Source organism: Weissella thailandensis, from assembly GCF_005405465.1.
GTDB lineage: Bacteria > Bacillota > Bacilli > Lactobacillales > Lactobacillaceae > Weissella > Weissella thailandensis.
On sequence record NZ_BJEC01000015.1, the window covers coordinates 15,703 to 29,152 of the forward strand.

Annotated in this window: 13 protein-coding genes; 12 read left to right on the plus strand and 1 reads right to left on the minus strand. The window is 38.7% G+C overall.

The features are described from left to right. The first annotated feature begins 53 nt into the window (after positions 1–53). The 10 genes from FFM62_RS07425 (at position 54) to FFM62_RS07470 (ending at position 10,737) form a co-directional block, all read left to right on the plus strand. Complete coding sequence (locus FFM62_RS07425) at positions 54–1,196, plus strand: trans-sulfuration enzyme family protein (protein ID WP_115471401.1); 1,143 nt, start codon at positions 54–56, stop codon at positions 1,194–1,196. Between the two features lie 108 nt (positions 1,197–1,304). Further along, complete coding sequence (locus tag FFM62_RS07430) at positions 1,305–2,189, plus strand: 3-hydroxyacyl-CoA dehydrogenase (protein ID WP_115471400.1); 885 nt, start codon at positions 1,305–1,307, stop codon at positions 2,187–2,189. 84 nt (positions 2,190–2,273) lie between these two features. Beyond that, a complete protein-coding gene (rfbB, locus tag FFM62_RS07435; protein ID WP_115471399.1) occupies positions 2,274–3,293 on the plus strand; it encodes a dTDP-glucose 4,6-dehydratase in 1,020 nt (339 codons plus the stop codon). A gap of 85 nt (positions 3,294–3,378) precedes the next feature. Continuing rightward, a complete protein-coding gene (locus tag FFM62_RS07440) occupies positions 3,379–4,332 on the plus strand; it encodes an aldo/keto reductase (protein ID WP_115471398.1) in 954 nt (317 codons plus the stop codon). A gap of 325 nt (positions 4,333–4,657) precedes the next feature. Beyond that, the gene (locus FFM62_RS07450; RefSeq protein ID WP_075268919.1) at positions 4,658–5,164 is read left to right on the plus strand and encodes a type 1 glutamine amidotransferase domain-containing protein; all 507 of its coding nucleotides are present in this window, start codon (positions 4,658–4,660) and stop codon (positions 5,162–5,164) included. Positions 5,165–5,266: 102 nt separating this feature from the next. Beyond that, positions 5,267–5,395 (plus strand): hypothetical protein, encoded by a 129-nt coding sequence (locus tag FFM62_RS10415; protein ID WP_257787096.1) that lies wholly within the window; start codon positions 5,267–5,269, stop codon positions 5,393–5,395. 551 nt (positions 5,396–5,946) lie between these two features. Further along, a complete protein-coding gene (gene glpK / locus FFM62_RS07455) occupies positions 5,947–7,458 on the plus strand; it encodes a glycerol kinase GlpK (RefSeq protein ID WP_165845921.1) in 1,512 nt (503 codons plus the stop codon). Beyond that, entirely contained in the window at positions 7,458–9,269 is a 1,812-nt protein-coding gene (locus FFM62_RS07460) for an FAD-dependent oxidoreductase (protein WP_115471396.1), read from the plus strand. Before glpK ends, FFM62_RS07460 begins: the two co-directional genes overlap by 1 nt. Further along, a complete protein-coding gene (gene tpiA / locus FFM62_RS07465) occupies positions 9,269–10,036 on the plus strand; it encodes a triose-phosphate isomerase (RefSeq protein ID WP_115471395.1) in 768 nt (255 codons plus the stop codon). The genes FFM62_RS07460 and tpiA overlap by 1 nt, the downstream gene beginning before the upstream one ends. Before the next feature lie 14 nt (positions 10,037–10,050). Beyond that, positions 10,051–10,737, plus strand: coding sequence for an MIP/aquaporin family protein (locus tag FFM62_RS07470; protein ID WP_115471394.1), 687 nt, complete (start codon positions 10,051–10,053; stop codon positions 10,735–10,737). A 101-nt stretch (positions 10,738–10,838) separates the two neighbouring features. Here the strand turns inward: FFM62_RS07470 and FFM62_RS07475 are convergent, their stop codons facing one another. Continuing rightward, positions 10,839–11,222 (minus strand): winged helix-turn-helix transcriptional regulator, encoded by a 384-nt coding sequence (locus tag FFM62_RS07475; protein WP_115471393.1) that lies wholly within the window; start codon positions 11,220–11,222, stop codon positions 10,839–10,841. A 108-nt stretch (positions 11,223–11,330) separates the two neighbouring features. On the opposite strand from FFM62_RS07475, the gene FFM62_RS07480 reads away from it, so the two are divergent. Both FFM62_RS07480 and FFM62_RS07485 read left to right on the plus strand, forming a co-directional pair. After that, complete coding sequence (locus FFM62_RS07480; protein WP_115471392.1) at positions 11,331–11,837, plus strand: type 1 glutamine amidotransferase domain-containing protein; 507 nt, start codon at positions 11,331–11,333, stop codon at positions 11,835–11,837. Between the two features lie 146 nt (positions 11,838–11,983). Continuing rightward, entirely contained in the window at positions 11,984–13,354 is a 1,371-nt protein-coding gene (locus tag FFM62_RS07485) for an aldehyde dehydrogenase family protein (protein ID WP_115471391.1), read from the plus strand. Positions 13,355–13,450: the final 96 nt, after the last annotated feature.

Consider the following 13,450-nt stretch of genomic DNA (forward strand, 5'->3'; position numbering starts at 1 on the left):
GCGCTTTTTTTATTAGGGGAAATTGAGACATTGACGAATAGGGGGAAAATAAAATGGAATTCGGTACAAAATTAATTCATGGTGGTATTAGCGAAGACGAGTTTACTGGGGCAACATCAATACCAATTTATATGGCGTCAACTTTTCACCAAAATAAAATTGGGGAAGGTAAGTATGAATATTCACGTTCAGGTAACCCAACCCGTGAAGCGGTTGAAAAATTAATTGCTGATTTAGAGGGCGGTAATGATGGTTTTGCTTTTGCTTCAGGTTCTGCAGCTATCAATACAGTATTTTCACTCTTTTCAGCAGGTGATCATTTTATTGTCGGTAATGATGTTTATGGTGGAACTTTCCGTTTGATCAATTCGGTATTAAAGCGTTTTGGCATGACATTTACAATTGTTGACACGCGTGATTTGGAAGCTGTTAAACAAGCTATCACACCAGAAACAAAAGCTATTTATTTGGAAACGCCAACCAATCCCTTGTTGCGGGTAACTGATATTGCGGCAGTTGCCGATATTGCGAAGCAACATGGTGTACTAAGTATTATTGATAATACGTTTGCTTCACCTTATATTCAGCGTCCAATCGAATTGGGTGTTGATATCGTATTACATAGTGCTTCAAAGTACTTGGGTGGTCACAGTGATGTCATTGCCGGTCTGATCGTTACGAAAGATCCAGAATTGGGCGAGCAAATCGGCTTTTTGCAAAATGCCATCGGGGGTGTTTTAGCACCACAAGAAAGTTGGTTATTACAACGAGGGATTAAGACCTTGTCACTACGTATGCAGGCACATTTAAAAAATGCCCAAGCGGTTTTTGACTATCTAAATAAGCAACCTATGGTAAGTAAAATTTATTATCCAGGTGATCCAGAAAATCCAGATTATGAAGTCGCTAAGAAGCAAATGCATGGTTTTGGTGCGATGATTTCTTTTGAATTGAAACCAGGATTAGATCCTAAGGCATTTGTTGAACAGCTAAGAGTTATCACATTAGCCGAGAGTTTGGGCGCTATTGAAAGTTTGGTAGAAGTACCAGCTGTGATGACCCACGGTGCTATTCCACGAGACATTCGATTACAAAATGGGATTAAGGATGAATTGATACGCTTGTCTGTTGGTATTGAAGACCAAGCGGATTTGTTGGCTGATTTGGCACATGCCTTTCAATATTTAGGTGATTAAAAATTTAAAGTAATAATCTTTTAAACAGAATGAAAGCGGTAACGGTGTTATAATTGATATATGTTGTAAGGTATATTAATGAATAAGTATAGAATTGAGGAATTTTGTATGACAATTAAAAATGTTACCGTTGCTGGTGGTGGTGTTTTAGGCAGCCAGATTGCATTTCAAGCTGCCTTTACAGGTTTTAAAGTGACACTTTATGATATTAATGATGGCGCATTAGACCATGCCAAGCAATTATTAGCTAGCTATGTACCCGAATTTGAGGATTTCTATGATGATGGGGATAGAGCTGATTCAGTGATCGACCAAATGTCATTTAGTACAAGTTTGGCCGAGGCGGTCGCTGACGCTGATTTGGTGATTGAAGCTATTCCGGAGAGTGTAAAAATCAAGGTTGATTATTACACGGAATTGTCAAAGGTTGCTCCAGCTAAGACAATCTTTGCAACTAATTCATCAACATTTGTACCTTCGCAGTTTGCAGAGTATGTTGACCGTCCTGAAAAATTCTTGGCCATTCACTTTGCTAACCAAATTTGGAAGAATAACAACGCTGAGATTATGGGACATCCAGGAACTGAAGATAAGTATTTGGATGAAGTTGTCCAATTTGCTAAAGATATTCGGATGGTACCATTCCGCTTATATAAGGAACAGCATGGTTATATTTTGAATTCATTGTTAGTGCCATTACTAGATGCCGCACAAAAGCTTTGGGTCAATGGAGTATCTGATCCGAAGACGATTGATAAATCATGGATGATAGCCACTGGCGCACCACAAGGCCCATTTGCTATCCTAGATGTGGTTGGATTAAATACACCTTACAATCTTGCTTTGGCTAAAGCTGATACAGATGAACAGTCTGCAGAAATTGCTAAGGCTTTAAAGACCATGATTGATGATGGTAAGACAGGTGCTGCGTCAGGAGAAGGATTCTATCAATATCCTAATCCAGCCTTTGCGGATTCGGATTTCTTGAAATAAAAATTGTGAATTCTTAAGATAGAGACTGAGAACTAAAGATGAGGTTCTCAGTTTTTTTATATAAATGATTTTTGGAGAAACGAAATGACTAAATATCAAAATATATTGGTGACAGGTGGTGCTGGATTTATTGGCACAAATTTTGTTCGCTATGTGGTTGCTGAGCATCCAGATGTCAAAATAACAGTATTGGATAAGTTGACTTATGCTGGTAATGCTGAAAACTTAGCTGATTTACCAACAGATCAGGTGACGTTAGTCGTGGGTGATACCAATGATGCAAAATTGGTTGATGAATTGGTGCAAAAAGCAGATGCCATTGTTCATTTTGCAGCTGAGAGTCATAATGATAATTCGTTAAATGATCCGTCGCCATTTATGCAGACTAATTTAATGGGTACATTTACCCTGATTGAAGCGGCACGTCGTTATGATGTTCGTTTTCATCATGTATCAACGGATGAAGTTTACGGTGATTTGCCATTAGAGAGTACTAACCGTGATGAAAAGGTTACACCGCTGACAAGATATGATCCATCGTCTCCATATTCAGCAACTAAGGCAGGATCAGATTTGCTGGTTCGTGCATGGGTGCGGTCATTCGGTCTGAAAGCAACGATTTCAAATACATCAAATAACTATGGTCCCTATCAACATATTGAAAAGTTTATCCCGCGGCAAATTACTAATATTATTAGCGGTATCAAACCGAAGCTGTACGGCAATGGCCGTAATATTCGTGATTGGATTCATGTTTATGATCATGTGACTGGTATTTGGGAGATTTTGGCGCATGGCACGATTGGTGAAACCTATTTGTTGGGGGCAAATGGCGAGCATGATAATCTTTTTGTATTGAGGAAAATTTTACAGGCCCTAGGAAAATCTCCAGACGATTTTGAATTTGTCCGAGATCGTGCAGGACATGATTTACGATATGCCATTGATGCTACAAAAGCACGCAGTACATTGAACTGGCAACCAAAGTATACGGATTTCGATGAGGGACTAAGACAGACAATTACTTGGTATCATCAAAACCAATCTTGGTGGCAAAAAGATAAAGCAAATGTAGAAGCTAAGTATGCAAAAAATAAGCAATGAATCAATCAAAATTCGTTCATAATGTCAACACTGTTTCATAGTATAAAAGGGTGTAAAATGTACCTGAAAAGGGAGGAATGCAAAAATGTCACAAATTAATTTAGGTGGTTCTGGTTTGATGGTCCCAACGATTGCGTTGGGTGCTATGCGTATGGGGGAAAAATCAGACGCCCAAGCACAAGAAGTCGTTGAAACCGTGATGTCAAAGGGTGTTAACTTTTTTGATACCGCTGATATTTATGGTGATGGTCAGTCAACTTCAAAGTTAGCTGGTGCCCTTAAAGCGGCGGGCGTTAAACGTGAAGATATTATCCTACAATCAAAGGGTGGTATTTTATCAGATGACGGCCCTGTCGCTGGTGATGGTATTTTGGGACCACGCTATGAATTTTCTAAAGACCATATCATTGCGTCGGTCGATGCTGAATTATCACGTTTGAATACAGATTATTTGGATGTTTTCTTACTACATCGTCCGGATGCATTAGTGCAGCCAGAAGAAGTTGCCGCAGCATTTGATGTTTTGTCAGCGGCTGGTAAGGTTAAGCAATTCGGGGTTTCAAATATGAATCCTTGGCAAGTAGAGTTGCTCCAATCTGTATTGGACCAGAAGTTGGTTGCTAATCAATTACAATTTGGTGTGATGCATACGGGGATGGTCGACGCAGGTTTGCATGTTAACATGTCAGATGCTCGTTCAGTTGATCATGATGGCGGTATCTTACCATATTCACAATTAAAGAATATGACGATCCAAGCTTGGTCACCATTCCAATACGGTATGTTTGAAGGTCACTTTGTGGATAACGACAAGTTCCCAGAGTTGAATGCCAAGTTGCAAGAAATTGCTGATAATCATCATTCAACTAAGAACGGGATTGCTGTCGCATTCATTTTGTCAATGCCAGCAAACATGCAGGTTGTTTTGGGTTCAATGACACCAAGCCGATTAACAGAAATGATTGATGGTCGCGATGTGCAATTGACACACCAAGAATGGTATGACATTTACTTTGCAGCAGGAAATGATTTGCCATAAGTTTGGATGTATATAATATAAAATGAACTAAAAATTGCCAGGTGCGTTTATAAAGTATCCGGCAATTTTTAGTTATTCATGGAAAAAGGTACCCAATCAGGTTATGCAATATTTTGATTTAACAAAGCAAAAGACAAATGCCCATGCTGATTGGTACAACCCAGGTGTTGAAGAAGGCGTTAATGGCGATGCTGGTGGCACAAAAGCAGTTAAATAATGTGTTAACGAGATAATTTCTTAAAACCTACCACTTAACAACGACAAAAAAGTTGTGTTATTGTATACGCGTGGTAATCAAATGCTACACCACGGGAGGTTATTAACAATGAAAAAACAAGTTGCAGTTCTTGTTACTGATTTTGTAGAAGATGTTGAGTATACTGATCCGGTTACAGCAATTGAAGATGCCGGCCATGAAGTGACGTCAATTGGCTTTGAACAAGGAACCGTTACAGGAAAGCATGGTACAGAGATTACAGTCGATAAAGCAATTTCTGACGTAAAGCCAGAGGACTTTGATGCATTGTTCATTCCAGGTGGGTTTTCACCTGATCAATTACGTGCTGATCAACGATTTGTTGATTTCGTCAAATACTTCTTAGCAAAGAACAAGCTAACTGCAAGTATTTGCCATGGTCCACAATTAATGATCCAAACAGGGTTAGTACACGGACGGACAATGACATCTTACCTGACTGTACAACCTGATTTGTATTATGCTGGTGCCCGTATTGAAGATAAGCCAGTGGTCATCGATGGTAACTTGATTACTAGTCGTGAACCTAAGGACTTGCCAGTGTTTAATGATGCAGTCGTCGCTGCTCTTGGCTAGTCTAGTAAGTCGTTTTGTTTTTAACTATTAGTTATTTTTGTTAAAATGACGCCATATCCTAGCAGGATTAATTAGTTTTATTCACCGAGGAGGATTCTATTTATGACTGAGAACAATAAGAAATCAGAAGAAGTAGAGAAAGATTCTCAAGAAGAGGAAACAACACAATTTAGTCCACAAGAAGAGGTTAAGGGAAGACCGGCACCAGCTGATTATAAAAAGGCTGATTAGTGTTTGTATAATCATTTTTAATGAAAAACAGAATATCATATTGGTTTAGATTTAGTTCTGGCAGGAATTGTGAAAGCAATTCTTGCCAGAACTTTTTTTGTTTTTAGTTCTAGAAATAAAAACCAGTCATAATTTTGTCGTATATTTAGGCTTATTATTTTTTAAAAATATGAAATACAGGAACAAAAGCTACTTGTGAAAAAAATATTTTGTGAATTTTTTTTATGACCTTTTGTTAAAGACTTACATTATGTAAATTGTATAAAACAAAAAAATGTAAAACAGTTTCACATAAGTGAAGCATAAACATTTGTTGGCAGGCGATATGACAATGTTTTTCTACTAAATGATAAGAATAAAGTTATATGAGCGCTAACCTATGAACTTTTTGTGAATTTTTTAATGATATAAATCGAATTAAAATTGAACATTGTGAATTTTTTTATTTCGTTGTAACCTTGTTGTGAAGTTAGAAACCGCTTACATAAATAACAACATTAAATTTAAATGTTTTGTTAATGTGTAAGTCATCCAATGGGGGGATATTAACTATGCCAAAATACGTATTATCAATTGATGAGGGGACTACCAGTACTCGAGCTGTCATTTATGACAAAAAGGGTAAAGTGATTGCATCGGCTCAGCGTGAGATCACAATGTTCTATCCAGAACCAGGTTGGGTTGAGCAAGATGCTAATGAAATTTGGATTGCTGTCCAAGCAGTTATTGCAACAGCCTTGATTCAATCAGGAATTCACCCAGGTGATATTGCCGGAGTAGGTATTACCAATCAACGTGAGACAACAATTGTTTGGGATAAGGAAACTGGATTACCAATTTATAATGCGGTTGTTTGGCAATCACGTCAAACGGCACCAATTGCGGAAAAGTTAATTGCTGATGGTTATCAAGACATGATTCAAGAGAAGACTGGTTTAATTTTAGATGCGTACTTCTCAGCAACGAAGATTCGTTTTATTTTGGATCAAGTCAGTGGTGCGCAAAGCCGTGCTGAAAATGGTGAATTACTATTCGGTACGATTGATTCTTGGTTGGTATGGAAGTTGACCGGTGGTGAAGTTCACATTACCGATTATACCAATGCTTCTCGTACAATGATGTTTGATATTAAGAACTTGAAGTGGGATCAAGACTTATTGAATCTATTAAACATTCCATCACAGATGTTGCCAGAAGTTCGTCAATCTTCAGAAATTTATGGAACTGCCATTCCAGTTCACTTCTTTGGTGCTGAGGTACCAATTGCTGGAATCGCCGGTGACCAACAGGCAGCTTTGTTTGGTCAATTAGCTCTTGATAAGGGTGACGTTAAGAACACTTATGGTACTGGTGCTTTCGTTGTCATGAATACGGGTGATGATGTAAACATTTCTAAGAATGGTCTATTAACGACCATTGCTTATGGAATGGATGGCAAAGTAACATACGCACTTGAAGGTTCAGTCTTCGTTGCTGGATCAGCCTTGCAATGGTTGCGTGATGGTATGCGAGTTATTGAACAAAGCCCTGAAAGTGAAGATATGGCCAAGGCTTCTACCGATGAGGATGAAGTTTACGTGGTACCTGCCTTTACCGGATTGGGTGCACCTTACTGGGATTCAGAATCACGAGGATCAGTCTTTGGTTTGACACGTGGAACAACTCGTGAGGACTTCGTAAAGGCAACCTTGCAATCATTGGCTTATCAGAGTCGTGATGTTGTTGATGTGATGCGTAAGGAAACCGGACTTGATATTGCTAAGTTGCACGTCGATGGTGGTGCATCAATGAATAATTACCTCATGCAATTCCAATCAGATTTGCTACAAACAGAGGTTTCACGTCCTGCCAATGTTGAAACAACGGCGATAGGTTCAGCATTCTTAGCTGGTCTAGCAGTTGGTTTCTGGAAGGATGTTGATGAATTAAAGACAATGACACAACAATCAACTGAATTTAAGCCAGAAATGGCAGAAGATGATGCTGATGAGTTGTATGAAGGATGGCAATTGGCTGTGAAGGCAACACAGACCTTCAAGCCTAAGAAGCGAGGCAAGAAATAATGCAGTTTAAAAGTGATCAGCGCATATCAGCAATCCAACAATTGAAAGAAGACGACTTTGATGTTGTCATTATTGGTGCTGGAATTACTGGTGCTGGTATCGCGCTTCAAGCAGCTGCTTCCGGATTACGGACAGCGATAATTGATATGCAGGATTTTGCTGAAGGAACTAGTAGTCGTTCAACAAAATTAGTACATGGTGGTATTCGTTACTTAAAGACGTTTGACGTTGATGTGGTTGCTGATACAGTTTCGGAACGTGCGCGTGTGCAGCAAGTTGCACCACATATTCCACGTCCATCACATATGTTAATGCCACTTTATGATGATCCTGAAGCAACATTTACACCAATGAGTGCTGAGGTTGCGATGGGAATTTATGATAAGTTAGCTAACGTTCCTAAGGATAGCCCTTATGTGCATCGGCTACTATCAGCTGAAGAAGCCCATGACTACCTACCAATGTTAGATAGTAAAGGATTAGTGGGCTTGGCCATTTATCTAGATTATCAAAATAATGATGCACGTTTAACAATTGAAAATATTAAACAAGCTGTTAGTGATGGTGCAGTTGCTGTTAGTCATTTGAAGGCAACTTCAGTTACTCCTGATGGTTCTGGTAAGCGTATTAGTGTTGCAGATACATTTACGAAGGAATTATTTGATATTAAAGGAAAAGTCGTGATCAATGCGGCTGGACCTTGGCATGATTCGATTACAGAATTTGCGGATGAAACAACACAAGATGCTATTCGTCCAACTAAAGGTGTGCATTTAGTGATTAATCAGGACCGTTTACCAGTACCAAATACGGTATATTTTGATTCTGGTTTCCATGATGGCCGTATGTTATTCGTTATTCCACGTGCAAACAAGACCTATTTTGGAACGACAGATACTGATTATACCGGTGATTACTTGCATCCAAAGGTAGAAAAAGCCGATGTAGAGTATCTATTGACGGCCATGAATAATCATTTCCCTCATGCAAATATCACTGTTGATGATATTCAAGCAAGTTGGGCAGGACTACGGCCATTAATTGGTGGTACTGGTGATTATAACGGGAATACGAAAAAGAAGGTTGCATCTGATGAAAATCTACATACATTAGGTGAAAATCTCGATAAATATTTCAAGCATGAAATTGATCGTGAAGTCGTTGATGAGCAACTAGACAGCTTAGCAGGTAATAAGAAGAGTACTTCAAGTGTTTCACGTGGTTTCCAAATTAAGGCAGAAAACGGCATTGTTAATGTGTCTGGGGGTAAGCTTACTGATTATCGTCTGATGGCAACAGAAACAATGGAAGAAATCGCAAAGATTTTTGCTGATAAATTTGAAAAAACGGTCACACCAGTTGATGCTACACAGTATCCTGTTTCAGGAGGTCACTTTGACCCAAATAATGTTGATGGTGAACTTGAAAAGTATGCTGAAGAGTTAATGAAGTATGAAGTTAATGAAGTGAAAGCTAAGGAAATTGCTAGCCTTTATGGATCTAACACACCTGAAATTATTGAATATATCAAGACAGGTGTTTCAGCGCCTAAGTTATCTGTTGCTGAAACCAGTATGTTGCATTATGCCATCGAAAAAGAATTTGTTTTACGTCCAATTGATTACTTCTTGCGACGTACCAATTACTTATTGTTTAAGTCAGAGGACTTGGCACGACTTGAAACACCAGTGATTGATGAAATGGCTAAAATGTTGTCTTGGTCTGACGAAACAAAGCAAGCTATGACGGAAGAATATATCAGCGCACGTGATGAATCACAATTAAAAGCGCTAAAAAAGGAGTTTAAATAATGGCAGAGAGAATTCCTTTAATTGTTGCAAATTGGAAAACAAATAAAAAAGTAGCAGAGGTTTATGATTTCTTACAAGAAATTCAAGGAAAGTTACCAGATGCTAAAAAAGTAAAAGTCGGGATTGCCGCACAAGATATTTATTTGCATGAGATGGTTAAGCAAAGTAAAGAACTAAAGCTACCAGTTTCAGTGATTGCTGAAAATGTTCACTGGGCTGATGAGGGTTCTTATACGGGTGAAACTTCACCAGCTGCCTTGGCAGATATCGAAGTTTCAGGATCAATTATTGGTCACTATGAGCGACGCAAGATGTTTAAAGAAACCAACGGGTCAGTGGGGCTAAAGGTTACTGCATCACTACGTAACGGGCTAATTCCAATTGTTGCCATTGCTGAAGATACCACCCGCTATAATCCAGATGACGAGGATATGGCGCCTTTGACTGAAATTGCGGTTGGGCTAGCAGGTGTTGATCGGCAAAGAGCGGAAAATATTGTGATTGCCTACGAGCCAGCATGGGCGATTGGTGCTGCCGAAACACCTTCACTAGAGGTTATTGAACATGCAGCACGGGTTATCCGTAAGTCGTTAGCCATCTTGTTTTCACAAGAAGTTGCTGATAAGATTCGCATTCAATACGGTGGTTCAGCTACACCAGAAAATTCAAAAGACATTCTTGGGTTAGATGATATTGATGGATTATTAATTGGGCGTGCGTCACTTGAACCAACTGCATTCTTGAGTATGGTTAACGATGCTATTTAGGGGAAAATAAAAAAATGAAAAAGAAAATCTTTGGGGAAGTTTTTGGAAGTGCATTGTTGGTCTTCTTTGGACCAGCTTTGGTAGTTATGGGTGGGTACAATGACCTATTGGGACCTTCACTTGGTTGGGGTATTTCACTAGCCGTTTTGGTTTACGCATTTGGTCCTTTATCAGGTGCTCACTTTAATCCAGCTGTTACCGTGATGATGTTTTTAACAAAACAAATGAAAGCCGCTGAAACACTTATTTATATCGTTTCACAATTAGTTGGTGGTTTGATTGGTGGTTTGTTCTTGGTCTTGACCTATAAAGCTTACCTAAAGGGGGCTGGCTTGAGCTGGGCAACTGAAGTCGCTAAGAATAACTTGAATTCAACAGTATTCCCTAACATTTCTGCCGGCATGGCATTTCTTGTTGAGGTAGTCTTGACCACAGTATTGTTAGTGGTTGTCTTGGTTTTGAACAATGATAAAACTAAGGTATATAATCTACAGGCACCAATTGCCATTGGTTTAACAATCGCTATTTTGGTCTTTGCTGCTGGTAACTTAACTGGTGCATCAATGAACCCGGTTCGTTCATTGTTCCCAGCACTCTTCGCTGGTGGTATGGCCATGGACGATTTGTGGGTATATCTAACGGCACCATTTGTAGGTTCGATTTTTGGGGCATTGATTGATCGCTACATTTTGCGTGATTAAGGTAGAAAATTAATACAAATTAAAAGAGCTGTTGACCTAACTAATAATTGGTAGGTTGGCAGCCCTTTTAATGTATTAAAAATAATTTTTATTGTTTCCTTTTATATCTTCGGTTCATAATCAACATCTAGTGTCGCTAACCGTTCTGTTCCCCAAGTAAACATTAATTCAATGATTGGCATCAAGCTTTCTCCAGTTGTTGTCAAAGCATAGAACACAGCTTTGCGATTTTTAACGAGTGTTTCATGGCGGGTTACTAAACCATCTTCAACTAATTCATTGAGTTGTTGTGATAATACTTTATGGGTTGCGTTATCTAAAAGTTGTTGGATTTGGCTAAAACGCATTTGGCCGTCATGTGATAAATGATAGATAATGACGATTTTATATTTGCCTGAAAACATTGATAGGGTATATTCTTTGGCACAATTAAAATCTTTTTTTTGAATTTTTTCAATGGCATATTTTCTGATGACATCAGTCATAAGGTGTACTCCGTTCATATTAGCGTTGATACGCACAAAAAAGTGCGTTATTGTGTTATGGTTTTATTAGGTATAAATTATATACCATAATAAAGGAGGTTGTTAATTATGACAAAGAAAGTTGCAGTTGTGGTTACCGATTTAGTAGAGGATATTGAATTTACTGATCCGGTTGAAGCAATCAAGGACGCAGGACATGATGTGACAACGATTGGTTTTGAAGAGGGCACTGTGGAAGGTAAGCATGGTACTAAGATTAACATCGACAAGTCTATCGCTGATGTAAAACCTGAAGATTTTGATGCCTTGTTTATTCCTGGTGGCTTTTCACCTGATCAATTACGTGCCGATCAACGCTTTGTTGACTTTGCAAAGTCATTCTTATCAAAGAATAAGTTGACTGCAAGTATCTGCCACGGTCCACAATTGATGATTCAAACTGGTTTGGTACATGGTCGTACAATGACTTCTTATCTAACTGTACAACCAGATTTGTATTATGCAGGTGCACGTATTGAGGATCAACCAGTGGTTGTTGATGGTAATTTAATTACAAGTCGTGAACCTAAAGATATTCCGGCATTCAACGAAGCTGTTGTTGCAGCCTTAGCATAGGTCCTAATTGGAATGATTTAAGTATCTATTAGTATTAAGGTTAAAAGTTTAGCGTACCGAGTAAATCGTGTACGCTAAATTTTTGTTGTTATTTTTAATGACTGATATGATGGTGGTAAATTAAAGAAAGAGGGGAAATATCAATTATGGCATATACTGCTATTAATCCATATAATGGCGAGGTTATCCAAGAATTTTCGAATACAACAGATAATGAAATTCATGATATTTTGAATCAAGCTGAGAATTATTACCAAAAAGAAAAATCAGTTTCTTTTTCTAAGCGTGCGGAGCTACTCAATCAATTAGCGGATGAGTTTGAAAACCATTTAGATGATTATGCGCGTTTGGCATCCACCAACATGGGGAAGTTGATTGGAGAATCACGCACCGAAGTTGAAAAAATTGTGAGTTATGCTCGTTATTTTGCTGAACAAGGGCCAAAATTTTTACAACAAAAGAATTATGATAAATTGTCTGTGGGTTCGAGTGCTCATGTTGAATTTTCCGGTATTGGTATCGTCTTAGCTGTGGAACCATGGAATTTTCCGTTCACTCAGGTGATGCGCGTGTTTGCACCAAACTTCATGCTGGGTAATCCAGTTGTTCTAAAACATGCAAGTATTGTGCCTCAAGCTGCCCAATCATTTGCGGACGCTTGTCAAGAAGCGGGCTTACCTCAAGGTGCGTTTGCTAATATTTTTGCGACCCACGATCAAATTGATAAGATTATTGACGATCCACGTGTGCAAGGATTTGCTTTAACCGGTTCAGAACGAGCAGGTAGAAACTTAGCTGCTAAGGCCGCAAAGAATCTTATGAAAACTACTTTAGAATTAGGTGGTACGGATATCTTTGCAGTCTTGCCTGATGCAGACATTGATAAAGCAGCCAAAGATGCTGCTGAAGCTCGGCTAGCTAACGCAGGTCAAGTTTGCACTGCGGCAAAACGATACTTGGTTAGTGACGAAGTTTATGATGAATTTTTGGATAAGGTTAAACAAGCCTTTGATAGTTATCAATTTGGTAATCCACTAGATGAGAAAACTACTTTAGCACCACTATCATCGCAGAGTGCAAAAGATAATTTGCAAGAACAAGTCGAGAAAGTTGTTGCGGGTGGGTCTGAAATATTGTATGGTGACCTTACTAAAAATGAAGGTCCTGGTTTTCAATTTTCGCCATTAATATTGGCAGGGATGACTCACGATAATCCAATGTATGACGAAGAATTATTTGGACCAGTTGCACAAATTTATCGTGTAAGTTCGGAAGAAGAGATGATTAAGATAGCTAATGATTCTCGTTATGGGTTAGGCGGTGCAATTTATACAGCTGACGTTGCCCATGGTAACGAATTAGCTACCAAGATTGAAACCGGACAAGTGGCAATTAATCAAGTACTAGATGAACAAGCCGAAGTACCATTTGGTGGCGTGAAAGACTCTGGATATGGCAGAGAACTCAGTGATTGGGGACTCTTTGAGTTTGCTAACGTCAAGTTGGTGTTGAACTAGAAATGACAATTTGTATTATTTGTACAAATGGAACTGATCTCAGAATTAAATAATTAAAAAAGCAACTAAATCCATTATGAATTTAGTTGCTTTTTT

Coding starts and splice junctions, on each gene's coding strand:
- FFM62_RS07425 (WP_115471401.1), top strand. CDS start 54: ATGGAATTCGGTACAAAATTAATTCATGGTGGTATTAGCGAAGACGAG.
- FFM62_RS07430 (WP_115471400.1), top strand. CDS start 1,305: ATGACAATTAAAAATGTTACCGTTGCTGGTGGTGGTGTTTTAGGCAGC.
- rfbB (WP_115471399.1), top strand. CDS start 2,274: ATGACTAAATATCAAAATATATTGGTGACAGGTGGTGCTGGATTTATT.
- FFM62_RS07440 (WP_115471398.1), top strand. CDS start 3,379: ATGTCACAAATTAATTTAGGTGGTTCTGGTTTGATGGTCCCAACGATT.
- FFM62_RS07450 (WP_075268919.1), top strand. CDS start 4,658: ATGAAAAAACAAGTTGCAGTTCTTGTTACTGATTTTGTAGAAGATGTT.
- FFM62_RS10415 (WP_257787096.1), top strand. CDS start 5,267: ATGACTGAGAACAATAAGAAATCAGAAGAAGTAGAGAAAGATTCTCAA.
- glpK (WP_165845921.1), top strand. CDS start 5,947: ATGCCAAAATACGTATTATCAATTGATGAGGGGACTACCAGTACTCGA.
- FFM62_RS07460 (WP_115471396.1), top strand. CDS start 7,458: ATGCAGTTTAAAAGTGATCAGCGCATATCAGCAATCCAACAATTGAAA.
- tpiA (WP_115471395.1), top strand. CDS start 9,269: ATGGCAGAGAGAATTCCTTTAATTGTTGCAAATTGGAAAACAAATAAA.
- FFM62_RS07470 (WP_115471394.1), top strand. CDS start 10,051: ATGAAAAAGAAAATCTTTGGGGAAGTTTTTGGAAGTGCATTGTTGGTC.
- FFM62_RS07475 (WP_115471393.1), bottom strand. CDS start 11,222: ATGACTGATGTCATCAGAAAATATGCCATTGAAAAAATTCAAAAAAAA.
- FFM62_RS07480 (WP_115471392.1), top strand. CDS start 11,331: ATGACAAAGAAAGTTGCAGTTGTGGTTACCGATTTAGTAGAGGATATT.
- FFM62_RS07485 (WP_115471391.1), top strand. CDS start 11,984: ATGGCATATACTGCTATTAATCCATATAATGGCGAGGTTATCCAAGAA.